The 25,805-nt window shown below is 63.6% G+C and carries 11 protein-coding genes and 1 pseudogene; 6 read left to right on the plus strand and 6 right to left on the minus strand.

Features of this window, described 5'->3' with window-relative positions; translation table 11 throughout:
- The first annotated feature begins 23 nt into the window (after nt 1–23).
- Complete coding sequence (locus NKI97_RS33400) at nt 24–653, plus strand: transglycosylase SLT domain-containing protein (RefSeq protein WP_352838427.1); 630 nt, start codon at nt 24–26, stop codon at nt 651–653.
- A gap of 14 nt (nt 654–667) precedes the next feature.
- On the opposite strand, the gene NKI97_RS33405 is transcribed toward NKI97_RS33400, so the two are convergent.
- From NKI97_RS33405 to NKI97_RS33430, 6 genes are all read right to left on the minus strand, one after another.
- On the minus strand, nt 668–3,088 hold the full coding sequence (locus tag NKI97_RS33405) for a dipeptide ABC transporter ATP-binding protein (RefSeq protein ID WP_352838428.1): 2,421 nt from the start codon (nt 3,086–3,088) through the stop codon (nt 668–670).
- A gap of 63 nt (nt 3,089–3,151) precedes the next feature.
- Nucleotides 3,152–4,309 carry an ABC transporter permease gene (locus NKI97_RS33410; protein WP_023675848.1) on the minus strand — a complete coding sequence of 386 codons (1,158 nt, stop codon included), beginning with the start codon at nt 4,307–4,309 and terminating at the stop codon, nt 3,152–3,154.
- Between the two features lie 11 nt (nt 4,310–4,320).
- Nucleotides 4,321–5,355 carry an ABC transporter permease gene (locus NKI97_RS33415; RefSeq protein ID WP_352453204.1) on the minus strand — a complete coding sequence of 345 codons (1,035 nt, stop codon included), beginning with the start codon at nt 5,353–5,355 and terminating at the stop codon, nt 4,321–4,323.
- A gap of 221 nt (nt 5,356–5,576) precedes the next feature.
- Nucleotides 5,577–7,229, minus strand: a complete 1,653-nt coding sequence (locus tag NKI97_RS33420; protein WP_352838429.1) for an ABC transporter substrate-binding protein — start codon at nt 7,227–7,229, stop codon at nt 5,577–5,579.
- Nucleotides 7,230–7,490: 261 nt separating this feature from the next.
- Nucleotides 7,491–13,541: a translocation/assembly module TamB domain-containing protein gene (locus NKI97_RS33425; protein ID WP_352838430.1), complete on the minus strand. Its 6,051-nt coding sequence runs from the start codon at nt 13,539–13,541 to the stop codon at nt 7,491–7,493.
- On the minus strand, nt 13,541–15,466 hold the full coding sequence (locus tag NKI97_RS33430) for an autotransporter assembly complex protein TamA (protein WP_352750234.1): 1,926 nt from the start codon (nt 15,464–15,466) through the stop codon (nt 13,541–13,543). Before NKI97_RS33430 ends, NKI97_RS33425 begins: the two co-directional genes overlap by 1 nt.
- A gap of 273 nt (nt 15,467–15,739) precedes the next feature.
- Here NKI97_RS33430 and NKI97_RS33435 point away from each other — a divergent pair, with 273 nt between their 5' ends.
- From NKI97_RS33435 to NKI97_RS33455, 5 genes and pseudogenes are all read left to right on the plus strand, one after another.
- On the plus strand, nt 15,740–21,220 hold the full coding sequence (locus NKI97_RS33435) for an alpha-2-macroglobulin family protein (protein WP_352838431.1): 5,481 nt from the start codon (nt 15,740–15,742) through the stop codon (nt 21,218–21,220).
- 214 nt (nt 21,221–21,434) lie between these two features.
- The gene (gene pbpC, locus NKI97_RS33440; RefSeq protein WP_352838432.1) at nt 21,435–23,525 is read left to right on the plus strand and encodes a penicillin-binding protein 1C; all 2,091 of its coding nucleotides are present in this window, start codon (nt 21,435–21,437) and stop codon (nt 23,523–23,525) included.
- Between the two features lie 54 nt (nt 23,526–23,579).
- The gene (locus NKI97_RS33445; RefSeq protein ID WP_352750236.1) at nt 23,580–24,266 is read left to right on the plus strand and encodes a M15 family metallopeptidase; all 687 of its coding nucleotides are present in this window, start codon (nt 23,580–23,582) and stop codon (nt 24,264–24,266) included.
- A 218-nt stretch (nt 24,267–24,484) separates the two neighbouring features.
- Nucleotides 24,485–25,513: a sulfate ABC transporter substrate-binding protein gene (locus NKI97_RS33450; RefSeq protein WP_023675840.1), complete on the plus strand. Its 1,029-nt coding sequence runs from the start codon at nt 24,485–24,487 to the stop codon at nt 25,511–25,513.
- 18 nt (nt 25,514–25,531) lie between these two features.
- Nucleotides 25,532–25,805 (plus strand): annotated as a pseudogene (locus NKI97_RS33455) (molybdate ABC transporter permease subunit); the annotation flags it as partial.

A 25,805-nucleotide genomic window follows, 5' to 3' on the forward strand; every position in this document is an offset into this window, starting at 1 on the left:
GTTGAAACGATCGAGGCAACCGAATGCAACAACTACTTCGCAAACGCCGGCTACGCTTCCATCAAAACGTGAAAGGCTCTAGTAAAATTGTAGCGATTGCCGTGCCGCTGACGCTTTCGGCCTGCGCGACGCCGCCGAACCACATCAACGATGTCTGCGCCGTTTTCGACCAGAATGACGGCTGGTTCGACAATTGGCAGGCGGCGGCACAACGAACCGAGCAGAAATACGGTGTGCCGGTTCCCGTGCTGATGGCGACGGTGCGCAAGGAATCCGGCTTCAAGAGCAACGCAAGGCCGCCGCGCACCAAGCTGCTGGGCTTCATTCCCTGGAAACATATCTCCAGCGCCACCGGCTTCTCGCAGGCGCTCGACGGCACCTGGGCGCAATACCAGAACGAGACCGGCAGCTGGGCGGCGCGCCGCACCAGGTTTGCCGATGCCGTCGATTTTGTCGGCTGGTATCATTCCAAGACCGCCGACACGCTCGGCGTCGCCCGCAACGACACCTACAATCTGTATCTCGCCTACTATCTCGGCTGGAATGCCTACAAGCGCGGCAGTCGCGGCGACGCCGACGTGCAGCGCTATGCGCATGCCACCGAACAGATGGCGCAGGACTACGCCACGCAGCTACGGCAATGCGCGCCCTAGCCTATTAACGGCTCTCAGCCGCCCTTGGGTTTGCGCGGCTTGCGCGTGGCGTCCTCGGCCTGTCGGCCGTCGCCGACAGTCGGCGGCATGATTGGTGCCACCGCGCTGTCGGCAGAGCTTGAGGTGCCGGTCTCTGAAACCTCGTCCCGAACCTCGTGACGGCGGGCTTTGGCGACCGCTTCGGCATTCTCCACTGCCTGGCCCTCGGCATCGGCTTCAACGCTGCCAGTCTTTCCATGCGGGCGCTTGGGCGGATCTCCGGCAAAGCCCGGGCCAACACCGTGGTTCGCATCATCCGGCACGCCCTCATTCGCGGCGTGCTCCTTGTCGAATTTGATCACCGGCTCCATTTTCGCCAGCACGTCGTCGGACAGCCAGCACAAGCTCATATGGCCGTCGCCGAGATTTTTGACTGGCGGCACCGTGGTTTCGCAAAGGTTGTCCGGCACCAGTTTCTTGTAGCCGCAGCGCGTCTGGAACGGACAGCCGGACGGCGGGTTCATCGCCGAAGGGATGTCGCCTTCCAGCACGATGTGCTTCTTGACCACGCTTGTGTCGGCGATCGGGATCGCCGACAGCAATGCCTCGGTATAGGGGTGATAGGGCGGCGCGAATATCTGGTCGGTCGTGCCTTGCTCAACGATATAGCCGAGATACATGACGACGACGCGGTCGGCGATGTAGCGCACCACGGACAGATCGTGGCTGATGAACAGCATCGTCGTCTTGTTCTTGCGCTGGATGTCCATCAAAAGCTCGGTCACCGCCGCCTGGACCGACACGTCGAGCGCCGAGACCGGCTCGTCGGCCACCACCACCTTGGCATCGCCGGCAAAGGCACGCGCCACGCCGATGCGCTGTTTCTGGCCGCCTGAAAGCTGGCGCGGCTTGCGCGTCTCGAATGCCCTCGGCAGCTTCACCAGGTCGAGCAGTTCCAGCATCCGCTTGCGGCGGTCGGCCACCGTGTCGCCGACATTGAACTTTTCCAGCGTACGGATGATCTGCGAACCGACCGAATGGCTGGGATTGAGCGTGTCGAACGGATTTTGGAACACCATCTGGATCGACGACACCGTGTCGACGCTGCGCTTCTCGATCCCGGTCGACTGGATCTCCTTGTTGCCGAGCTTGACGCGGCCGGAGCTTGCCGTTTCGAGGCCGAGCAGCACCTTGGCCAGGGTCGATTTTCCGCAGCCGGATTCGCCGACGATCGCGACGGTTTCGGATTCGCGCGCCATAAACGAGATCGTCTCGTTGGCCTTGACGACACGGCCCTCGCTCGAGCCGAACACTTCGCTGCCGCCGACCTTGTAGTACTTCCTGAGGTCTTCGATCTGGAGCACCGGCGCACCGGGCACCACCCGCTCGTTGACCTTCTTGGCGCCGGGTGGCAGCGCCTCCCAGTCGATCTCGTTGAAGCGCACACAGCGCGAGAAATGCCCGTCATGGCCTTCGACCGCGATCATCGGAATTTCGGCGGCGTTGCAGACGCCCTCGACGAAATGGTGGCAGCGCGGGCCGAAATTGCAGCCCTTCGGCCGCTCGTGCGGTAGCGGCAACTGCCCCGGGATGGATATCAGCGGCCGCGAATTCTTGTCGGCGCCCGGCAGCGGGATCGAGCGGAACAGGCCTTGCGTGTAGGGATGGCGCATCCGGTCGAAGACGTCCTTGATCTTGCCCGTCTCCACCGCTTCGCCCGAATACATCACCGTGATGCGGTCGCAGGTCTCCAGGATCAGGCCGAGATTGTGCGACACGAAGATCATCGAGGTGCCGAACTTCTCGCCCAGCCCCTTGACCAGGTCGACGATGCCGGCCTCAACCGTCACGTCGAGCGCTGTCGTCGGCTCGTCGAGCAGAAGCAGCGCAGGCTTCGACAGCAGCGCCATGGCAATGACGATGCGCTGCTGCTGGCCGCCGGAAAGCTGGTGCGGGTAGGAACGCATCATGCGCTCGGGATCCGGCAGCTTCACCGCGCGCACCATTTCCAAGGCGCGTTTGTAAGCTTCGTCCTTCGACACCTTGTCGTGGATCAGTGGCACTTCCATCAGCTGCTGGCCGACCTTCATCGCCGGGTTAAGACTGGCCATCGGCTCCTGGTAGATCATCGCGATCTTGTTGCCGCGGATAGCTCGCAGTTCTTCGTCGGACAGTTCTCCCATGTCCTTGCCCTGGAATTTGATCTTTCCGCCGACAAACTTTCCGATGTTGGAGAGGTCGCGCATGATGCCCAGCGACACGGTCGACTTGCCGCAGCCGGATTCGCCGACAATACCCATCGCCTCGCCAGGCATGACCGTGCAGGAAAAATCCATGACGGCCGGGATCTCGCCCTTGCGGGTGAAGAAGGAGATCGACAGGTTCTCGATCTCGATGATCGGCCCATTGGTCGGCCCATTGGTCGGCTTGGCGGGATTTCGAACTGCCTCATTCATGGGTCGCTCCAATCCTTGTTCTTCAGGCATGTCGGGCCGAACCCGGCATCGATCTTCCCGGCATCAATCTTTCATAGACTGTTCGCGCAACGAATCCGCCAGGAGGTTGAGGCCGAGCACGAACGACATCAATGCGATCGTCGGCGGCAGCGCCGGGTGGATGAAGGAGCGCAGCAGCCGGCTGGCATCCTTGATCGCCGTGCCCCAGTCCGGGCTTTCCGGCGCCAGTCCCAGCCCGAAATAGCCGAGCGTGCCAAGCAGGATCGTGGTGTAGCCGATGCGCAGGCAGGCGTCGACGATCAGCGGCCCGCGCGCATTGGGCAATATCTCCCACAGCATGATGTACCAGGGCGATTCACCGCGCGTTTGTGCCGCCGCAACATAGTCGCGCGTTTTGATATCCATGACCAGGCCACGCACGATACGGAACACGCCGGGGCTGGAGGCGAACACCACCGCCACGAAGATATTGAGCTGGTTGGGATCGATGTGGATGATCTTGAACGGATCGGCATCGAAGACAAGGCCTGCATATATCCAGCCGCCAAGTACCAACGTCAGGCCAAGCAGGATATAGAGGCGGTCGGGGCGGTTCTTGTAGCGCGTCCAGAACAGCACACTGAAGAAGATGATCGGAAACAGGAAGAACAGCCCTGCCATCGCGTAGGGGATCGGCGTGTCCATGATGCCCGGCGTCACCAGCAGGTAGAACAGGAGGATCACCGGGAAGGCCAGCACAAGGTTGGCGAGGAAGGACAGCACCGTATCGATCTTGCCGCCATAATAGCCGGCCGGCAGGCCGAGCGTAATGCCGACCATCAGCGCAAAACCGGTCGCCGCCGGCGCGATGATCAGCACGATCTGGCTGCCATAGACCATGCGGGAGAACACGTCGCGGGCGAGCTTGTCGCCGCCGAAATAGTATACAAGTTTCGACGCCGGCTCGATTGCGCCCGGCAGCGCGTCCTTCATGATCGGCACTTGGGCGAGCGGATCGAAGGGCGAGATGGTCGACGCGAAGATCGCCGTAAACAGCCAGAACAGGCAGATGCCGACGCCGACGATGCCGACGCCGCTGTCGAAAAGCTGGCCGTAAAGGCCTAGCTTCTTCTTGTAGCCGAAGCTCGCCCCCATCACCAGGGCGAGAGCGATCCAGACCGGCCAGAAGCGGGTAAGCACGCCGAGTACGACGTTGAAGGCGCTGAGATATTCGACCTGCATCCGCCGGTCTCCTATTGAACTCTGATGCGCGGATTGAGGAACGCGTAGCCGACATCGGAGATGAGCTGTGTGATCAGGACGATAAACACCGAGACCAGCGAGCAGCCGAGCAGAAGATCGATGTCGTTGTTGCCGGCGGCCTCGACCAGGGTGTAGCCGAACCCCTGGTAGCGGAACATCACCTCGACGATGACGACGCCGGTGAGCAGCCAGGGGAACTGCAGCATGATGACCGTGAATGGCGCGATCAGCGCGTTGCGCAGAGCGTGCTTTATCACCACGCTGCCGAAGGAGAGGCCCTTCAGCCGGGCGGTTCGGATATATTGCTGTGTCATCACCTCCACCATCGAGGCGCGGGTCATGCGAGCGATGTAGCCGATGCCGTATATCGCCAGCGTCATCACCGGTAAGGTGAAATTATAGAAGGTGATGCCCTGGCTGGCCGAGGCCGCCGAACCGTTCAGCACGCCGAGCCAGGAGGCAAAGATCACGGTGAAGATGACGCCCGAAACATATTCGGGCGTCGCCGTCGAGGCGATCGAAGCCACCGACAATGTGCGGTCGGTGCGTGAACCCTCGCGCATGCCGGCGAGAATACCGATCAAAAGCGAGATCGGCACCATTACGGCCAGCACGCAGAGCATCAGGATGCCGGTGGCGCTGAGCGCCGGAAAGAGTTTCGAAGCGACCGTCGTCTTGAACTTGGTCGAGCAACCGAAATCGCCTTGCAGGATGCCGGAGAATGTCGGCACGACCGGATCGTTGCAGAAGGAGAAACGCTGTGCGGGCTTGCCGGTCGCCGGGTCGGTCACCGGCTGCTTGGGCATGATGCCCAGCCATTGGCCGTAGCGGATAAAGAAATTCTGCCGATAGCCGTGGTTGACCAGCCAAGCCTCAAGCTGCTCGGCGGATGTGTGCATTTCGGTCTGGCTGATCGCGAGCTTCTTCAGATTAGGCCCGAGATTGACCAGGAAGAAGACGATCATCGTCAGGCACAGCATCGTCACTGCCATGGTGCCGAGACGCCTGATAACGAAAGAAAGCATGGCGGTCCCCTGCCGGTCGGGTTGGGGGGTGGAACCGGTTTGCAAGCCGTGCGCTGCCGCCAGCGGCAGAACAAGCCTTCAGACCAGTCCCAGATGCAATACTCTTTTTATTGCAGACCCAGGCCGAAGAGTCCGCAACTTTTTGCTGCGCCGACTTCCGGTCCAAGGACCATGCAAAGAGCGAGGGAAAGGGGCGAGACGCCCCTTTCCGGATCGTCCGGTCAGGCCTGGTCGAGCCAGACCTTGCCGTAGTCGCGCTCGAAGGTCGGGTGCATCTTGTAGTTCTGCACCGCCTTGACCGAATGGCTGTAGAGCTTGCGCCAATAAGGCTGGATGATAATGCCGGAATCCTGCAGGATCTGCTCGATATCCTTCATCATTTCCTTGCGCTTGGCGGCGTCGGCAACTGCCAGCGCAGCGTTGAGCTTGGCATCCCACTCCGGATTCGACCAGGCCGTCTCGTTCCAGGCCTCACCTGTGCGATAGCCGATCGCCAGAACCTGGACGCCGAGCGGCCGCATGTTCCAGTTGGTCATCGACAGCGGATACTTCGTCCAGTCGTTCCAGAAGGTCGAACCCGGCAGCACCGTACGCTTGACCTTGATGCCGGCGTCGCGCATCTGCGCGGCGATCGCGTCGCCTGTGTTCTTGTGCCAGTCTTCGTCGACCGTGATCAGCTCGTGCTCGAAATCGGCTTGGCCGGCTTCGGCCATCAGCGCCTTTGCCTTGGCCGGGTCGCGAGCAATCTTCGGCAATTCATAGTATTCCGGATGGATCGGGGCGACATGGTGGTTTTCGGCAACCGTGCCGGCATTGCCGTAGCCGAGCTGGAGGACGACATTGTTGTCGACCGCGAGCTGCAGGGCGTTGCGAACCTTCTGGTCGCCGTAAGGCTTGTTGGTGACGTTGGTGCGGCAGACGATCGTCGACGCGGTGACGATCTCCGACTTCACCAAATCCATGCCGTCGAGGATCGACACATAGTCGGCCGACGTCTCGAAGTTGGTGTGCACCTCGCCTGCCTCGAAGGCGCTGACCATGGCCGCCGGATCGGTGCCGTAGTCGATGAACTCGATGCCGTCGAGGAAGACCTCGCCGTCCCACCACTTGTTATCTTCACGACGCTTGTAGACCACCTTCTGGCCGACATCGTAGGAGACCAGCTCGAACGGCCCAGTGCCGATCGGGCAGGACTTGAAGTCGCCGCCTTTTTCGTCGAACGTCTTGTGGACGATGAGGCCGGGATAGTCGCACACGTTGGGAATGAGGGCGATATCCGGCTTGCTGAGCGTCAGCTTGATCGTGTGGTCATCGACCTTGGTCACCGCGCTCTCATCCAGCTTGTCGTCCTTGACCAGCGAACCGAGGCGACCTGGCATGGAATTGCCTTCGGCCTTCTTGTCGGCCCAACGCTTGAGGTTGAAGATGACGTCGTCTGCGGTGAACGGATCGCCGTTGTTCCAGGTGACGCCTTTGCGCACATGCAGCGTGTATTCGGTGGCGTCGTCATTCACGTCCCAGCTCTCCAGCAGATAGGGGCGGAACGTGTATTCGGTGGTGTATTTGACCAGCGGCTCGAGCGCCTGGCGCTCGGCATTGGCGATTTCCGACCAGTCGGACTTGCGCGGATCCTTCGGATCCTTGATCCATTGCGCGACCTTCAATACGCCGCCTTTCTTGCCCTGGACCTCTTCCGCCTTGGCCGGCGTCGGGTCTGCAAGGCCAAGCATGCCATAGGCCATCGCCGTCGAGGCGCCGAAGACGCTGGCGAGAGCCAGAAATTCGCGACGATCCATCTTGCCTGCCTTGGCATCTTCGGCCATGGCCAGGATGTGATCGGGAACGCGGTCGCCGTTACTCTTGTAGATCGTCATGACTAACTCCCATTGTTGGCTTTCTGCCTTTTAACATTCCGCATCCGCGCCATGATGTCAAAGACGGCACGGATTGGGAACATGCCAAGGAATGTGCAACTTTGAAAGCAGGGCGGTTCGCGCGATAACGACAGTCTTGGCGCAAATTTGCTACTGCGCCAGGGATTTCGTCTGAAATCTCAACGGGCAATTAAACTGGGACATTCGCCGCTGCGCCGCTCGTTCTTCAGGCAACCAGTTGTTCTGCGCGAACGGCCGGTTTCAATATTCCTGTTCGTAGAAAACACCGCCTTTGGCTTCGCCGGCGTCGGTTGCCTCGCCACGCAGCTTGACGCCGCGCCCAACGTCGAGATCGACGGTTGCCTTGCCCGAGCCCGGCCTGTCGCCCTTCTGGATCGTCACATAGGTGCGGTCGTTGAGATACTTGCCCGCCGAGACGGCGGTGCCGCCCTGTTCATCGGTGATTACGTCGAGATCGTCGACGCCGATTGCGCTGCGCAGGTTCTGCAGCAGGGAGGTCGAGCCGCCGACGCCGGCCAGTTGTCCGGCAGCCTCGGCAAGCTGCGCGATCTGCAGCGGCGACAGGTTCGACATCGAACGGCCGAAGATCAGCTGCGCCAGCACCTCGTCCTCCGGCAGCACCGGTACCGAGGAGAAGGTGAATTTCGGGTTGTTCGCCTCGCCCGACACCACGATGGTCACGGTGGCGCTGGTCGTCTTCGATTGCGCCGTGAGATTGAGGTAGGGCACCAGAGAGCCGGAAAAACCGACGGTGCCTTCGGTGAAGGTCAGCCGCTTTGCAAGGATCGTCAGCCGCCCGCGCCGCAAGGTGAAGGTGCCGACCGCCTGGGGTGACGACGCCGGACCTGTCAGCCGCAGCGAACCGCCGAGCTCGGCGTCGACGCCCCTGCCCTGGATGAAGATCTGGCTCGGCGCATTGACCGTGACGTCGAGGTTGAGGCCGCTGCCTCCACCGCCGCTGCTTGCTGCGGCCGGGCGCAACGCCTTGTCCTGTGCACGCACGGCTGGCGGCGCATTCTTGTGCTTGACGTTGAGCTCGGCCAGCGAGCCGGGTAGCCTTTCGGGTACGGTGATGACGGTCTTGGCCAGGTTGACGGTACCGGAAATCACCGGCGCGGAGGTGAGCGGTCCCTTGATGGTCAGGTCGCCGCCGAGATTGGCGGTGACCACCTTGCCGTCGGTATAGCGGCCATCGACGAGCTTGACCGACAGGTCGGCCGGAAAACCTTTTGCCGGATCGATGCCGACGGTGCCGCTGGCCGAAAGGCTGCCGCGTGTCGACAGCGTGCCGGTCAGGCGGTTGATCCTGGCCACGCCATTGCCGATAGCGACATCGGCAGTGATGTCGTTGATCGCAAGCCCCGATCGCGCATCGACCAGACGGGCGCCCGACGTGCGGACCGTGCCTGAGATCACCGGCGACGTCGCCGGGCCGCGCACCTGCACATCGACGTCGGCCGTGCCGCTCAAGGACAGGCCTTGCGCAGCGAGTGTCCTGGTGAGGAAGGCGAACGGCACCTTGCCGGAAAAGTTGAGATCAAGGGTGGGCCCGCCTGATGTCGTCATCGTGCCGCCGCCCTTGAGGCCGAGACCGGCGGCATCGCTCATGTTGGCGTCGAAGGTCAGCCTGTTGCCCGAATACGTACCTGAGGATGAGACGCCCATGCCGCCGAAACCTGCACCGCGGGTCTGCGACGTCTGAACGCCTGCGGCGTCGATCTTGAAGGCAACGGCGGGATTGGCCGGCGCCCCCGTCACCTTCACTGTGCCCGAGATGGAACCGGCGGCATCGAGGCCCGGCGAAAAACTGTTGGCTATCGAGATCGGGACGCGGGTCAGCGTCGCGTTGAGGTCGAACGCCTGCCCAGCCTTGCCCGTGACCGTCGCCGTGCCGCCGCCGAGGTTGAGCACCAGCCTGTCGAGGCTGGTCACTCCATTGGCGATGTTGATGGTCGAGGCCTGGGCGATGGCCGCCTTGATGCCGCGGATGGTCGCCTCGCCGGAGGCAAGTTCGACCGTCGTCGTGCCCTTGACCGCCTTGACCCGGCCGGCCGCCCTCAGCGGAATATCCTTGACGGTGGCGCCACCGGAAAAGCCGGTCCATTCGCCGTCGCGCTTGAGATCGACGTTGACGCCCCGAATAGCCGTGCCGCCGGAAGTTACGCTGTCGGCACGGATTTTGCCCGAGATCACCGGTGCCGCCAGATAGTTGGCGATCAGCGCATCGATGCTCACGGCCTTGGCCGAGACATCGCCGCGCGAGATCGAGGCCGTCGTCGCCTTGACGGCGACTTGCGGCACGGTACCCGCCTTGGAGAAGGCGATCGTGCCGCGCACATCGCCATCGGCCTTTTCCAGCGCCAGGGCCGCAAGCGGACCGATATCGGGCAGGTCGAGCGCCACGGTGCCGGCCGGCAGGAAGGCATCGTCGAGCGCCAGGTCGCCGGAGATACGGTTCTTGCCGAGCGACAGCAAAAGCCCGTTGATGGCGCGCTTGCCGTCCGATGTCGCCAGCACGGCGCTGCCCTGCAGCGACTGGCCCGCGACATTTCCGGTGAGTTGCACATTCGCAGCCGGGTTGGCCGCATCAGCCTTGCCGGTGGCGGTGAGCTTCAATCCGGTGATCTCACGCGCGGCCACCGAAAGCTTGTCGCTGTTGACAGTCAGCGACAGATCCGGCGCAGTGCTGGCGCCTTGCGCATTCAGCGCGAAAGAAATAGCGCCTCTGGCATCCTTGGACAGCAGCGAGACGTCGCCTAGTGCGCCTTTGACGTCGGCGCTGAGCTTGTTGTCGGCAAGGCTCGCCTGGCCGTCTGCCGTCAGCGAACCGGACGACAGCCTGACGGTATTGGCGGTGACATTGCCATTGGCGTCCCGCTTCAGCGCGGCACTGAATTGCGTTCGCTCGGCGAGCACGCCACGTACCGCCCCCGGCAGTGCCGCCGAGGCGGCGTCCGCCTTGACATTGAGGTCGATGGCGCCGTCGGCCAGCGAGACCCGCCCGTTGAAGCCGCTGTTCAACGCGTCGCTGGTCACCGTGCCGCTATCGATGACGAAGGCATCGGCGGCAAGGCTGCCGGCGAGTTTGGCGGTGACCTTGCCGGCGATCAGCGGCGCGATAGTCGGATTGTCGAGGCCGATTTTTTCGGCAATCACGGTGCCGGAGATCGGCCCGCTCCGGGCTTTCACGTCAAAGCGATCGGAGTGCAGCGCAAGCGTGATGCCCTCGATCATAGCTAGATTGGTGGCGGCCGATGGCAGCGTCGCGGAAATGTCGAGCTTCGGCTGGGCGCCCTGCCCGGCCGCCGTTAGCGATATCGCCTGCAGCTCGAGCTTGATCGGGCTCTCCTTGCTGCCAAGCGACAACGGCAGGCTCGGACCGGTAGAGGCCAGGTCGAGCGAAAAATCGCTGGCACCGTTCGGATTGAGGGTGCCGGCTGCCTTGCCGGAGATTTTCTCGCCGGCAAGCGTCGCCTGCTCGATGGCCAGGCCGCTGGCCGACGAGAAACGGCCTGCCGCATCGAGATCCAGCGGCCCGAGCCCAGCCTGCCGGGTCTGGCTGGTTTCGGCGCCGCTGAGCCGGGCGGTGAAGCGAATATCTGGGGCAGCCGACGATCCGGTGACCTGCGCGGTGCCGCTGAGCGCGCCCACGGCATCGAGACCCGGTGAAAAATCATTGGCAAGCGCTGCCGGCACCGCCGACAAGGTGGCAGTGAGATCGAGCGTCTGGCCAGCCGTACCCGACACGGCAACCGAACCACCACCGACACCGAGCGCCAATTTCTCTATGCTCACCCTGCCATTGGCGATTGTCAGCGCTGATGGCTGCGCGACAGCTGCCTTGATGCCGCGGATGGCCGCCTCGCCCGAGGCAAGCTCGATGCTGGTGGTGCCGTTCGCAACCCTGACCCGCCCGGACGCGCTGGCCGGAATGCCGGCGACCGTGGCGCCGCCGCTAAAGCCGGTCCAGTCGCCATCGCGCTTCAGGTCGACATCGATGCCGCTGATCACCGTGGTTCCGGAGGTGATCGTGTCGGCCTTGATCTTGCCGGCGATTGCCGGTGCTTTGAGATAATTGGCGACCAGCGCGTTGACGGCGATTGTCTTCGCCGCCAGTTCGCCGCGCGAAATCACGGCGCTCGTCGCATCGATCGCGACCGTCGGCGCTCCGTTGTCGTTCGCAAAGCGGATGGTGCCGCGCACGTCGCCGGCGACCGACTGGCCTGCGAGTGCGGCCAGCGGAGCAATATCGGCGGCATCGAGGGTCAACGTGCCGAGCGGCAGCAGGTTGTCGTCGAGCCCGAGGTCGCCGGAGACCTTGTTGTCGGCTAACGAGACGGCAAGTCCATTGATGGAGCGCTTGCCGTCGGTTGTGACCAGCGATGCCTTGAGGTCGAGCGGCTGGTCGTCGACCGAGCCGGTCAGCGAGACATCGGCGGCGGGACTGGCGATATCGGCCTTGCCGCTCGCGCTCAGCTTGATCTGCTTCACCGCATGGCCGGACGCCGTCAGGCTGTCGCTGTTGGCCGAAACCGAGAAATCCGGTGCGCTGCGCGCGCCGCTTGCGGTAAGCCCGAAACCGACGGCGCCGCCGACCTTGGCGCCGACCAGCGGCGACAGCACCGACACGTCGCCCAGCGTACCCTTGATATCGGCCCGGATATCGGTGCCTTGCGCACTGGCGGTGCCGCTGGCGCTAAGCGTGCCCGAGGTGAGTTGCAATGCGTTGGCGGCGAACGCACCGTCCGGGTCGCGTGTCGCGGTTGCGGAAAACTGCACGCGCTCGCCGAGAACCGAGCTGATTTGCGGCGGCAGCGCCGTCGAAGCCGCGTCGGCATTCATCTTGAGCGTCATCGACAGATCGGCAAGCGCCACTGTGGCTGTTACGGACGCATTGAGCGCGTCGCTGCGTAGCGTGCCGTCGTCGACGACAATCTGTTCCTTGCTGACGGAGCCGTCGAAACCGGCGCTGACCCTGCCCGTTACCAGCGGCGCCAAAGTCGCGACGTCGGTGTTCAGGCCGGCCGCCGTCAGCTTGATGGTGACCGGCCCGCTACGGTTCTGGATGTCGAAACCATCGGAATGCACTTGCCCGATCAGGTCGTCCACCCGCGTGCCGCCCGCCACCACCGAGATCAGCGACGCGCCGATATCCACCATCGGCGCCTTGCCATCGCCGAAAGCGCGGGCCGTGGCATCCTTGATTGCCACGGTTATCGGTTGCGCCTCGCTGCCGAGGCTGAGCACGATCGGCGGCCCCTTTGCGGCGAGCTTCACCGAAAGGTCGCTGGCGCCGTTCGGATCGACAATGCCGGCGGCGGTCGCGTGCAAGGCGCCGCTGTCGATATTGGCGCGCTCGACATCGACGCCGCCGGCCGCGGTCGCCGTGCCGGCGAGGTCGAAGGTGGTCTTGCCGGCAAACAGCGGTTTCAGGGTTTCGGGCAGGAAGCGCTCGAATTCGCCATCGCCATTGGCCTCGACATAATGACCCTTGTCGGTGAGCTGATGGCGACCGGTAAGCTGGGTGACGATCCGGCCGTCGACAACGAAGGTCCCGATGCCATTCCAGTTGGCGAGCGGTCCGGTGCCGGAAACGACAATGTTGACCGGCGGCGCGCCCGGCAGGTTGAGCAGGTTGGCGATGATGCCGCCGGCCGGCTCGGATGCCTTAAGGTCGAGGTCGAGCTTGTTGTCGGCCGGCGCGAAATGGGCTTTGGCGTCGACCGTGCCTTGCTTACCGTCGTGGCGAACGATGTTGAGGTTGGTCTCGATCGCCAATGGTGAGGCGTCCGCCTTGAGCGCTCCCTTGGCTGCAAGTTCGGCGACACCGCTGCCGGCCAGAGCCTGCCCGAGCGCGATTTCGGGAAGGTCGAGTTGCCTGACGTCGATGGAAACCGGCAGCGTCGTCGCTCCGCTTTGGCTCGACTGTGTATTGGCCACCGGCAGCCTTGCCAACTCGATACGCTCGGCCCCAATGCGATCGGCGCTGAAGCTCTTCGACAGGAGTGCCAGCGGCGACCAGTCGATGGCCACGTTGCGCGCCACCATCCAGGCGCCTTCGCGATCCTCCAGAACGACATGATCGACCCTCAGCGCGCCCGACCAGATACCGTCGATGCCGACGACAGTGACCTTGCGATCACCGGTCGAGGCCATGGTCGAGATGATGCCGGCAAGGTTTTCGCGGCCGCGCTCGGTTTTGGTCAGCACGACGAGCGCCCCCACCGCCGCTGCCACGACGATGAGCAGCGTGTAGAAAAGGATACGGAGGATGCGCCTGAATATTGCCATCAGAATGCCTGGCCGATGCCGGCATAAATGCCGAAATGAGGATCGTCGGGGCCGCGGTTGAGCGGCACCGCCGCGTCGACGCGCAGCGGCCCGAACGCCGTCAGATAGCGCAAGCCTACACCCGCGCCGACCTTCATGTCCGAAAAATCGGGGACCTGCCTGGTCGACACCGTGCCGGCATCGACGAACGGCACGACGCCGATCTTGTCGGTGACGGCGATGCGCATCTCGACCGAGGTCTCGAAGAAGGAAAGCCCGCCGATCGGCTCTCCATTGCTGTCCTTCGGGCCGATGCCTTGATAGGCATAGCCGCGCACCGAACCGCCGCCGCCTGAGTAGAAGCGTCGATCTGCCGGAACATCTTGAAGACTGGCGCCGATGATAGAGCCGATGGCGACACGTTCGGCGAAAACGAATTTCGAGGTCGAATCGAGTGACTGGTAGGCCGACCCCTCGCCCTTCAGCTTGACAAACGCAGCCCCGCTCAAAATGTCGTAGCTCGGCTCGCCATAGGCCAGCACCCTGAAGCCCCGGGTCGGATTGAGCTTGCTGTCGCGATTGTCGTAGACATATTGCAGTGGAATGCTGGCGATCAGATAGGTGTGCTTGCCGAAAGCGTCGTGGATCCTCGAATAATCCAGCGCGACTTGCGCGGAAACCGTCTGCTTCTTGTCCAGTTCGTAGGATAGGCCGGTGCTGCCCTTGACCGAGAAATGGTCGTAGGCGTCGGGGTGCTCCAGCACGGTATTGACGCTGGCAATGAATTTCGACGCCGGCCCGATCACACCCGGTTTTTCGAACATGACGCCGGCATTGTAATTGAGCTGGGTCAAGTCGTTGCTGCCGATGCCGCTGATCTTGCCGTCGATGCGCAGCCTTTCGGCGCGGCCAAACAGATTGCGATGCCCCCAATAGCCTTCGAGGCCCAGCCCTTCGGTGTTTGAGAAGCTGCCGCCAATGCCGAAATAGCGCGGCTTGCGTTCGCTTACCTGGACACCGATCGGGATGTTGCCCTCGGCGTCGAGGGCGTCGGCTTCCTTCACCGTCACGCTGTTGAAGACCTCGAGCCCGAGCAGCCGGTCGCGCGCATCGTCGATCTCATCGGGCGAATATTGGCGCCCGCGCTTAAGGCCGGTCATATATTCGGTGAAGTCGCGGTCGACCTTTTCCGTGCCCTCGACAGTGGTGTCGCCATAGCCGGCGACCGGGCCGGCCGCGACGGCAAGCGTCACGTCGAGCGTCGAACCGGCGTGCTCGGCGACGATCTCGCGGCCCGTCACCTTGGCCAGCGGCCTGCCTTCTTGCTTGAGTGCCCGCACGATCGCCGCCTCGGCCTTGAGCACGGCGCCCGAACTGGCGTCACCGCCGGCGATCAGGCCGAAATCGGCACTTGCCAGCCCCGCCGCATCGCCTTCCAGTCTGATGTTGCCAAGCGTGAATTTCGGCCCGGCTGCTATGCTTATCACCACCGGTATCGGCTGCGGACCCGAAAATTCGGCATCGGGCGGCAGATCGTCGAGCGGTTTGCCTTGGATCGTGATAGTGACCACACCCTCGTAGCGCGCGTCAGCGTAGAGTGCGGCAACAAGTTGCTCACGGTCACTGCGCGCCTTGGCCAGCAGGCCGAGAGAACCGGATACCGGGTGTTCCTCGTCGGCCTTCAGCGCCGAGGCGTTTTCGAGCTTCTCGGCGAGATCCTTGTCGGCGTCCGGCGCCTCGATCGTCACCGCATAGCGCAGCGGGTCGACGATATCGGCATCTTCGTCTTTGGATCCCCACAGCTTGATGCCGAAAATCTCGAAGGCTGCCGCACTTCCGGTTTCGGCAACAAGTGCCGTAGAGCACAACAATGCGAAAAGCAGGGCGCGCGAAAGCGCGCGCCGTGGCGCGGTTCCTCCCGACATCTGCCTTTCATACGCCGGCATTACGCTCCTAGCCTAGCTCGCAAACCTAAAATTGGAATGAAGTTCTGAAGCACTCGTAAAGGGGCCACAATCCAATTGCTGAAATAGACAGGGCTTGGAACTCACACCTTCTGCGTCGCCGCAAGAAAGCGTGATCCCCTGTCCTATGGAGCTACTACCGGTCACCGGCCGGAAAGCAAACCGTTGGCAGGCGGATCCTGCCGCGTCCCGATGTTGACAAGCGCGACTGAAGCTTGAAGATTTCTGGACGTAAGCACTTGTCTGGAGGGGTTTATGGCAATGCGCGCGGCTCGTGGTCTATCGATTCTTTTCCTTCTCTTTTTTGCCTGGAGCGGTGTCGCGCAAGCGGCCGAAGCCCGGCGGGTGGTGACATCGGACAATTCCGACTATTTCGGTTTCGATCTCAGATCCGACCAGAATGTCAGCCTCGACCAGTGCAAGACCACCTGCCTCGGCGACCCGGCCTGCCGCGCCTTCACCTACAACCTCAAGGCCAAATGGTGCTTCCTTAAATCCGATTACAATTCGTTGAAACCCTTCGGCGGCGCCGTCGCCGGCAAGATCGTCAACATCGATGGCGATCCCGACATCGGCGCGCCACCCGAACTCGCCTTCTTCCCCAACTGGATGGCCGACCAGGCCCAGCAATACCGCAACAAGCTCACTGGCCCGACCTACACCAAGCCGACAGAAGGGCTGACGGCGCTGAGGGCCGCCGCCGAACAGTCGGCGCTGACGGGCGATCATCGCTCGGCCATGCACAAATACGAAGCGGCGGTTTCGGTGTTGCCTTATGATGGCCAGCTCTGGCTCGAGCTGGCGCGCGAAACGCTTGCCGTCCATCCGACCGCCAACAGCTCGGAGCCGTCGACCCTACCGGCGAACGCCACTTCCGCCGCCTTCAACGCCTACAAATTGCTGCGCACCACCAAGACGCGCGCCGACGTGCTGGCGCTGCTCGGGGACGGCCTTGATCGCCGCGATCTCTACAGGCCGGCCCTGCAGGCCTACGAGGCGAGCCTCGCTCTCGTCAATTCGCCGGCAGTCAGGGCCGCCTATCAGGATCTCAAGGCCCGCAAGGGCTTCCGCGTCATCGATCATACCGTCGATGCCGACACCAGCGCGCCACGCATCTGCGCGCAGTTCTCCGAGGAACTGGTCAAGACCGGCGTCGACTACTCGCAGTTCGTTACTGTCGACAACGCCGCTCCCAAGGGCGTCGAAGCCAAGGACAAGCAGATCTGCGTCGAAGGACTCGAGCACGGCCAACATTACGACGTGACCTTCCGCGCCGGCTTGCCGGCCGCCATTGGCGAAGTCACCGCGGCACCGGTGGTTCTGTCGATCTACGTGCAGGACCGCGCGCCTTCGGCCCGCTTCACCGGCGACAGCTTCGTGCTGCCCGCAGGCGCACGCCGCGGCATACCGGTCGTCACCGTCAACATGAATGCCGCCGAAATGAAGCTCTTCCGCATCGGCGACCGCTCGCTGGCCCAGCTTCTGTCGGGATATCAGTTCCTGCGCCAGCTTGACGGCTACGACATTTCGAACATCTCCGAACAGATGGGCGAGCCGGTCTGGCAAGGCCAGCTCGACATCGCCAACGACCTCAACAAGGAAGTCACCACCTCCTTCCCAATCGACGAGGCTTTGCCGAAGCGCAAGCCCGGCGTCTATGTGCTGACCGCACAAGCCGTCGACGATCGCAGCGACGACTATGATTCGCACGCCACGCAATGGTTCGTCGTCTCCGATATCGGCCTGTCGACCTATACCGGACAGGATGGGCTGAACGTCTTTGCCCGTTCGCTCGCAACCGCCAAGCCGATCGCCGGCGCCGAGCTGACGCTGCTGGCCAGGAACAATGAAATCCTCGGCACCGCGACCACCGACGCGGAAGGGCGGGCGGTGTTCAATCCCGGCCTGACGCGCGGCGACAGCGGCATGGCGCCGGCCGTGCTGATGGCCAAACAGGGCGACGACGATTTCGTCTTCCTCGATATGGGCCGCGCCGGCTTCGACCTGTCCGACCGTGGCGTCGCCGGACGGCCGGCACCTGGCGCGCTCGACGTCTATGCCTGGACCGAGCGCGGCATCTACCGCGCCGGCGAAGATGTCCATGTCGCGGCCCTTGCCCGCGACAGTGCCGCCAAGGCGGTCGAGAACCTGCCGCTGACCTTCATCTTTTCGCGGCCCGACGGCGTCGAGGACCGCCGCATCGTCAGCGATGGCGCATCGGCCGGCGGTCACGCAGTCGACCTGCCGCTGGAACCCAACGCCATGCGCGGCACCTGGACGGTGGCGATCCATACCGATCCCAAGCAGGCGGCGGTCGCCAGCCAGATGTTCCTGGTCGAGGACTTCGTACCGGACCGCATCGAGTTCGACCTGTCCTCCGACAAGCAGGAGATCGCCCAGGGCGAGACCGCCAACATTACCGTCGACGGCCGCTTTCTCTACGGCGCGCCGGCCGCGGGCCTCGCGCTCGAAGGCGAATTGACGCTGTCGACCGCCAGCGATTGGGACCGCTTCAAAGGCTATTCCTTCGGTCTGGCCGACGAACAGTCGGCGGAACCGACTGTGACGCCCTTCACCGGCCTGCCGGTGGTCGGCGAGGACGGCAAGGCGACCTTCCCGGTCTCCGTCGATCAATTGCCATCCACCACCAAGCTGGTCGATGCCAAGGTCACTGTCAGGATGCGTGAAACCGGCGGCCGTGCCGTCGAGCGCTCGCTGAATATCGGCATCCGCCCGCAGGGCCACATGATCGGCATCCGCCCGGATTTCGACGACAACGAGGTGCCGCAAGGCGGCACGGCCAAGTTCAGCCTGATCGCTGTCGACCCAGACGGCAAGCGTGAGGCGCTGAAGGGCGCGCAGTGGTCGCTGGTCAAGGTCGAGCGTAGCTACCAGTGGTACCGCTCGAGCAACTCCTGGAACTATGAGCCGGTCACCTTCACCAAGGCGGTGGCCAACGGCCAGGTCGACCTGAGCGCCGATGGCGAGGCGACGGTGTCGCTGCCGGTCGACTGGGGCCGCTACCGGCTCGAGATAGAGACAGCGGATCCGGAAGGCCCGGCCACCAGCTACGAGTTCGACGCCGGCTGGTATGTCAGTTCCACCACCACCGAAACGCCCGACGGCCTCGAGATCGCCCTCGACAAGGATACCTATGCGGCGGGTGAAGTGGCCAAGCTCAAAGTGTCGCCGCACTTTGCCGGCGAGCTGCTCGTCACCATCGGCGCCGACAAGCTCCTGAAGACCGTCACCGCCAGCGTGCCGGCCGGCGGCAGCACCGTCGACATCCCGGTCGGCGACGACTGGGGTGCCGGCGCCTACGTCACGGCAACGCTGTTCAGGCCGGGCGATGCGCAAGAGACACGCATGCCGGCGCGCGCCATCGGCGTCAAATGGCTGAAGCTCGATCCCGGCTCGCGGAAGCTTGCCGTCAGCTTGGCGCCGCCGGACAAGACCATGCCGCGCCAGCAGCTGTCGATCCCGGTCGCCGTAGCCGGCGTGCAGCCCGGCACCAACGCCTATGTCATGGTCGCGGCCGTCGACGTCGGCATCCTCAACCTGACCAACTACAAGGTACCGGATCCGGAGAACTGGTTCTTTGGCCAGCGCATGCTCGGTCTCGAGGTTCGCGACATCTATGGCCGGCTGATCGACGGCTCGCTGGGCACAACCGGTAAGCTGCGCACCGGCGGCGACGGCGCCAACATGCAATCGCAAGGCAGTCCGCCGACCGAAAAGCTGGTCGCCTTCTTCTCCGGCCCGGTCCAGCTCGACGCCGACGGCAAGGCGCGGATCGACTTCGACATTCCGCAGTTCAACGGCACCGTCCGCGTCATGGCCGTCGCCTGGACAAAGGAAGCAGTCGGCCATGCCCAGTCCGACGTCATCGTTCGCGATCCGGTGGTGATCACCGCCGGCCTGCCGCGATTCCTGGCGCCCGGCGATTCCGCCGTCATGCGGCTCGACGTCGCCGACACCGACGGCCCCGCTGGCGACTACAAGCTGACCATCGACACGACGGGCGACCTGTCTACCGGCAGTGCCGCCTTGCCTGAAAAGCTGACGCTGGCCAAAGGCAAGCGGCAGACGCTGACCGTGCCGTTGATTGCGCAGACCGCGGGCAACGCCTCGATCACCATCAAGCTTGCGCATGCCGACGGCACCGCCGTCGAGCAGACGCTCTATGTGCCGGTGCGCCCGGCGCAACTGCCTGTGACCACCCGCATGGTCGTCGACCTCAAGGGCAATGGCGGCGCGCTGCGCGTCGACAAGGAACTGCTGGCGGCAAGCCTGCTCGATGGCGCTTCGGTCAGCGTCGGCGTTTCGCAGGCTGCTGCCTTCGATGTACCGTCGCTGCTGATGACGCTCGACCGCTATCCCTATGGTTGCGCCGAACAGACCACCAGCCGCGCCATGCCGCTTCTCTACGTCAACGAGATGGCTTCCGGCATCGGCATGGCCAGCGACCCCGATCTGCGTGGCCGCGTCCAGGACGCCATCTACAAGGTGCTGAGCTATCAGGCATCGGCCGGCAGCTTCGGCCTGTGGGGTCCGGGTTCCGGCGATCTGTGGCTCGACGCCTATGTCACCGATTTCCTCACCCGGGCGCGCGAGCAGAAATACGACGTGCCGGCCCTGGCGATGAACCAGGCGCTGAGCAATCTGCAGAACGCGATCGGCTACGATCAGGACGTCCAGGATCGCGGCAGCGAGATCGCCTATGCGCTTTATGTGCTTGCCCGCAACAAGAAGGCCTCGGTCGGCGATCTGCGTTATTATGCCGACACCCAGCTCGAAGCCTTTACCAGCCCGATGGCCGTCGCCCAATTGGCGGCGTCTCTCGCGCTCTACGGTGACACCCAGCGCTCGGAGGCAACCTTCCAGGCCGCGCTGCAGCTGGCCAAGTCGACGCCCGAATATGACTATTACCGGTCCGACTATGGCTCGCCGCTGCGCGACGGCGCGGCGATCCTGGCGCTTGCCGCGGAAAGTAAGCCGGTGCCGACCATCGTGCCGGCGCTGATCCAACTAGTGACCAGGGAACGCGCCGACGCCAGGTGGACCAGCACACAGGACGAGTCCTGGATGCTGCTGGCGGCCCGCGCGCTGAAGGCCGGCAATGATTCGATCGCGCTGACCGTCAACGGCGCACCGCATGCCGGCGGCTATTCGGACCAGATCGCCGGTGGCGACCTGGCCGACAGTCCGCTGACCATCGTCAACACCGGCAGTAATCCGCTGCAGGCGGTCGTCACCACCGTGGCCTCGCCGATCCAGCCTCTGCCGGCCGGCGGCAACGGCTTTACCATCAGCCGTACCTACTACAAGCTAGACGGCACAGAGGCCAACGTGACGGAGGTCAAGCAGAACGAACGCTATGTCGTCGTGCTCAAGGTTTACGAGCAGAACACCTGGCCTTCGCGACTGCTGATCACCGACCTGTTGCCGGCCGGCTTCGAGATCGACAATCCGGGCCTGGTCTCCAGCGCCCAATTGACGAACTTCTCCTGGCTGGCGCAGACCGATGCCGCCCATCTCGAATTCCGCGACGACCGTTTCGTCGCGGCGTTCAATCCCAACGACGGCGACGGCGACCGCAACATCACACTCGCCTACGTCGTGCGCGCGGTGACGCCGGGCACCTATGCCCACCCGGCGGCAACGATCGAGGACATGTACCGGCCGCAATATTCGGCCCGCACCGCCACCGGCATGATGGAGGTCAAGGCGCCGTAAGGCAAAAAATGGCGGATAGGAATATGGCGATGGCGCTGCCCCTCATTGCCCTGCCGGGCATTTCTCCCCGTATAGAGACGGGGAGAAAGAGCCATGCGCCGAAGTTTTCGCCGAACTTTAACGTCGCAGAAAAGGCGCCAAGGTTCGCGACAGCCCCCTTCTCCCCGTCACTAAACGGGGAGAAGGTGCCGGCAGGCGGATGAGGGGCGGCGCCATGCTCTCCAGAAAATTCCTGCGCCGAGCGGCCATCACGGGCATCTCCTTGGCCGGTCTCGCTGCAATCACCGCCGCCGCCCTCTGGCAGCTCGACCGCGCTTTTCCGCCGCCGCTGCCGGCTGCTTTGACGGTCTCGACCGAGGTGCAGGACCGAGACGGCCAGCTGCTGCGCGCCTTCGCTACGCCGGATGGCTACTGGCGGCTCGCTACCACCCTGGACCAGGTCGACAAGCAGTTCGTCGACATGCTGGTCACCTATGAGGACAAGCGTTTCTGGGATCATCAAGGCGTCGACGTGCTGGCACTGGCGCGTGCCGCCGGCCAGTTCGCGACCAGCGGCCATATCGTCTCCGGTGGTTCGACGCTGCCGATGCAACTCGCCCGGCTGATCGAACCGCGCGACAGCCGCAGCCTCGGCTCGAAGATCAAGCAGATGCTGCGCGCCCTCCAGATCGAACGGCGGCTTTCCAAGCGCGAGATCCTCGAACGCTATCTGACGCTGGCGCCCTATGGCGGCAATCTCGAAGGTGTGCGCGCCGCTTCGCTTGCCTATTTCGGCAAGGAGCCGAAACGGCTGACGGTCTCGGAGGCGGCCCTGCTCGTCGCTTTGCCGCAATTGCCGGAAAAGCGGCGCCCTGACCGCAACCTCGACGTCGCCCATGCCGCCCGCGACCGCGTGCTGACCCGCATGGTCTCGGCAGGCCTGCTCGGCGAACGTGAGGCCGCGCGTGCCGCGCTCGACGATGTGTCGGGGCTGCGGCGGACCTTGCCGGCGCTCGCTGCCCATGCGGCCTATACGACGCTGTCCAAGGCCATTCCCGGCCAGAAGCTGCAACTGACGATCCGCAAGAGTGTCCAGGAAGGGCTGGAGCAGGTGGCCAAGGACGCGGCCGCCAGGCTCGGCCCTCGCCTCTCGGTGGCCATGGTGCTGGCCGATGCCCGCACCGGCGATATTCTTGGCGAGGTCGGCTCTGCCGATTTCTTCGATGCCAGCCGTTCGGGCTGGATCGACATGACCAAGGTCGTTCGCTCGCCTGGCTCGACGCTGAAGCCGTTCATCTACGGCCTCGCCTTCGAACAAGGCCTGGTGGCGCAGGAGATGCTGATCGAGGACAGCCCAGCCGATTTCTCCGGGTATCGGCCGAAGAACTTCGACATGGGCTATCAGGGCGATGTCAGCATCAGGCAGGCGCTGCAATTGTCGCTCAACGTGCCGGCGATCCGCGTGCTCGACGCGGTCGGCCCGGCCCGGCTGATGGCACGCTTTCGCCAGGCCGATGTGACCCCTATCCTGCCCGTCAACGAAGCGCCCGGCCTGGCGATCGGCCTCGGCGGCGTCGGGGTGACCCTGCGCGACCTGGTCCAACTCTATGCCGGCCTTGCCAATGGCGGCAAGGCACACACGCTGCATGACGGCACCGAGCCGGCGAATGCCGAACGCTCGACCACCACCATCCTCGACGGGCAGGCGACCTGGCAGATCACCGACATCCTGTCAGGCGTCAAGCCTCCCCAGGGTGCCGCCCAACGCGGCATCGCCTACAAGACCGGCACCTCCTACGGCTATCGCGACGCCTGGTCGGTCGGCTTCGACGGCCGCTACGTGCTCGGCGTCTGGGTTGGCCGCCCCGACGCCGGCGCGGTGCCCGGCCTGTCCGGCTATGTCTCGGCTGCGCCCATCCTGTTCGAAGGTTTTGTCCGTTCCAGCCTGGCCGCCGTACCGCTGCCGAGCCAGCCGTCCGGCGTCCGGCGTCCGAAGCGCGAGGAGCTGCCGGTGACGCTGACGCGCTTCGGCGCCGGCGCCGATGGGCTGGTACAGGCGACGCCGACCGAACCTGCGCCAACCATCATCTTTCCGCCCGACGGCGCTCGCGTCGATCTCGGCACTTCCTCGGCCGACGCCTCGCCGCTGGTGCTCAAGCTGCAAGGCGGCCGCGCACCATTCCGCTGGCTGGCCAACGGCAAGCCGCTGGTCGGCATCGACCGGCGGCGCACCGCGACCTGGCAGCCGGACGGCGCCGGCTATTCGACCCTGACCGTGATCGACGCGGCGGGACGCGCGGCCAGCGTGAAGGTTTTCGTCGAGTGAAAATTTCCCTTGAATAGATTCCGGCAGGTGATTCAGGGGATTGGATTTTACGTCTTGCTTTCGGCCGCCGGTATTTCCTCGGCGTCTGCTGACGCGCTGCCCGCCAGCTTTGTTCGGCTAGCCGACATCGATCCCAATATCCGGCAGGATATCCGCTATGCCGGCCCCGAAAATTTCCTGCATCGCAAGGTAAGCGGCTACGATGCGCCGGTATGTGTCCTCACCAGGCAAGCGGCGCAAGCGCTTTCGGCAGTGCAGAAAGCGATTGCCGCCGAAGGACTGACGCTGGTCGTGTTCGACTGCTATCGCCCTGCGCGGGCTGTCTCCGACATGGGTGAATGGACAAAAACGAGCGGGCCACCGGACCCGCAATGGTACCCAAAGGTCAAGCGCAAGGATCTCATCGCCAAGGGCTATATCGGCGAACTGTCCACCCATTCGCGCGGATCGACGGTCGATGTCGCGATCGCGCGAGCCGACCGCAAGAGCGCTCCGAAACCGGCCTGCGGCGCGACCGATGCCGACACGCTCGATTTCGGCACGGGTTTCGACTGTTTCGATCCAGCGAGCGAAACGGCTCACCGACCGATAGCCCGTGAAGCGGCGGCTAACCGCAAAAGACTTGTCGAGGCGATGCGTGCCCGCGGCTTCAAGAATTACGCCCGCGAATGGTGGCACTTCACGCTGGAGAACGAGCCGTTTCCAAAAGAGCGCTTCAACTTTCCCGTTACCGCCGAATAGCCGGCCGAAACCTTCGGGCGCGACGCAGCCATTGCCGAAGAGCTAGCCGTCTCTAGATAATCGCGTCGGGAGCGCGATCATGGTCCATGCGGGAAAATAGTTTCTCGCATCGCCGAAACTAGGCGAAAAATTGCTTCAATAGGCCAAAAAAGGCAACATTGAATGCATCTAAATTCTATCAATTCGGTAGATTTGGCGCGAGTTCAACGGAGGCGGAAATGACCAAACCTCATTTCAGGAAACTGCTCGGCGCACTGGTCGCCACGTCTGTCCAGTTCGGCACGCTCGGTTTCGCGTTTGCCGACACCACCATTCTCAACGTGTCCTATGATCCGACGCGTGAGCTCTACAAGCAATTCGACGAGGCCTTCACCGCCCACTGGAAGGCCGAGACAGGCGAGACGGTCACCGTCCAGCAGTCGCATGGCGGGTCGGGCGCGCAGGCTCGCGCCGTGATCGACGGCCTCGACGCCGACGTGGTGACGCTGGCGCTCGAAGGCGATATCAACGCCATTGTCTCGAAAGCGAAGAGGATCAATCCCGACTGGCGGACGAAATTCGAAAACAATTCGGCGCCCTACACCTCGACCATCATCTTTCTCGTCCGCAAGGGAAACCCCAAGGGCATCCATGACTGGGGCGATCTGGTCAAGGACGACGTCCAGGTGATCACGCCGAATCCCAAGACCTCCGGTGGTGCGCGCTGGAACTATCTCGCCGCCTGGGCCTACGCCAGCGCCAAGGATGGCGGCGACGAGGCCAAGACCAAGGAATTCGTCGGCAATCTCTATGCGCATGTCCCGGTTCTCGACACCGGTGCGCGCGGCGCAACCGTGACCTTCGCGCAAAAAGGGCTGGGCGACGTGCTGCTCGCCTGGGAAAACGAGGCCTATCTGGCGCTCGACGAGTTCGGCGCCGACAATTTCGATATCGTCTACCCGCCGACCTCGATCCTGGCCGAGCCGCCGGTCGCCGTGGTCGACGCTAATGTCGACGCCAAAGGCACGCGGAAAGTTGCCGAAGCTTATCTGAGCTATCTCTATTCCAAGGAAGGCCAGACGCTCATCGCCAAAAACCATTATCGCCCTTCGAAGCCCGAGTTGGTGCCGGCGGAGGACTTGGCCAAGCTGCCTGAGATCAAGCTGATCACCATCGACGACCCGCTTTTTGGCGGCTGGAAGAAGGCACAGCCTTATCATTTCGGCGATGGTGGTATATTCGACCAGATCTACAAGCCGGCCCAGTAGCATTTAGATCAGGACGACATGACCACAGCACCCGCCAAGGCGAGGTGGCGATTCAGGCAGCCGAGCGTCATTCCGGGTTTCGGATTGACGCTCGGCTTCTCGCTTGCCTACCTCACCCTCATCATCCTCATCCCCCTGTCCGGGCTGATCTGGCGCTCGGCGGCGCTCGGCTGGACCGACTTCTGGGCGATCGTCACCGACCGCCGCACCATCAACGCGCTTGAAATCAGCTTCGGCACCGCCTTCATTGCCGCCGCCGTCAACGTCGTCTTCGGCACGATCGTCGCGTGGG

Source organism: Mesorhizobium sp. M0296 (genome assembly GCF_040321675.1).
In the GTDB taxonomy this organism is placed as follows: Bacteria; Pseudomonadota; Alphaproteobacteria; order Rhizobiales; family Rhizobiaceae; genus Mesorhizobium.

Excerpts from the sequence above, each read along its gene's own strand:
- NKI97_RS33405 (WP_352838428.1), bottom strand. The coding sequence starts at position 3,088 with ATGAATGAGGCAGTTCGAAATCCCGCCAAGCCGACCAATGGGCCGACC.
- NKI97_RS33435 (WP_352838431.1), top strand. The coding sequence starts at position 15,740 with ATGGCAATGCGCGCGGCTCGTGGTCTATCGATTCTTTTCCTTCTCTTT.
- NKI97_RS33430 (WP_352750234.1), bottom strand. The coding sequence starts at position 15,466 with ATGCCGGCGTATGAAAGGCAGATGTCGGGAGGAACCGCGCCACGGCGC.
- NKI97_RS33420 (WP_352838429.1), bottom strand. The coding sequence starts at position 7,229 with ATGACGATCTACAAGAGTAACGGCGACCGCGTTCCCGATCACATCCTG.
- NKI97_RS33450 (WP_023675840.1), top strand. The coding sequence starts at position 24,485 with ATGACCAAACCTCATTTCAGGAAACTGCTCGGCGCACTGGTCGCCACG.
- NKI97_RS33400 (WP_352838427.1), top strand. The coding sequence starts at position 24 with ATGCAACAACTACTTCGCAAACGCCGGCTACGCTTCCATCAAAACGTG.
- NKI97_RS33410 (WP_023675848.1), bottom strand. The coding sequence starts at position 4,309 with ATGCAGGTCGAATATCTCAGCGCCTTCAACGTCGTACTCGGCGTGCTT.
- pbpC (WP_352838432.1), top strand. The coding sequence starts at position 21,435 with ATGCTCTCCAGAAAATTCCTGCGCCGAGCGGCCATCACGGGCATCTCC.
- NKI97_RS33425 (WP_352838430.1), bottom strand. The coding sequence starts at position 13,541 with ATGGCAATATTCAGGCGCATCCTCCGTATCCTTTTCTACACGCTGCTC.
- NKI97_RS33415 (WP_352453204.1), bottom strand. The coding sequence starts at position 5,355 with ATGCTTTCTTTCGTTATCAGGCGTCTCGGCACCATGGCAGTGACGATG.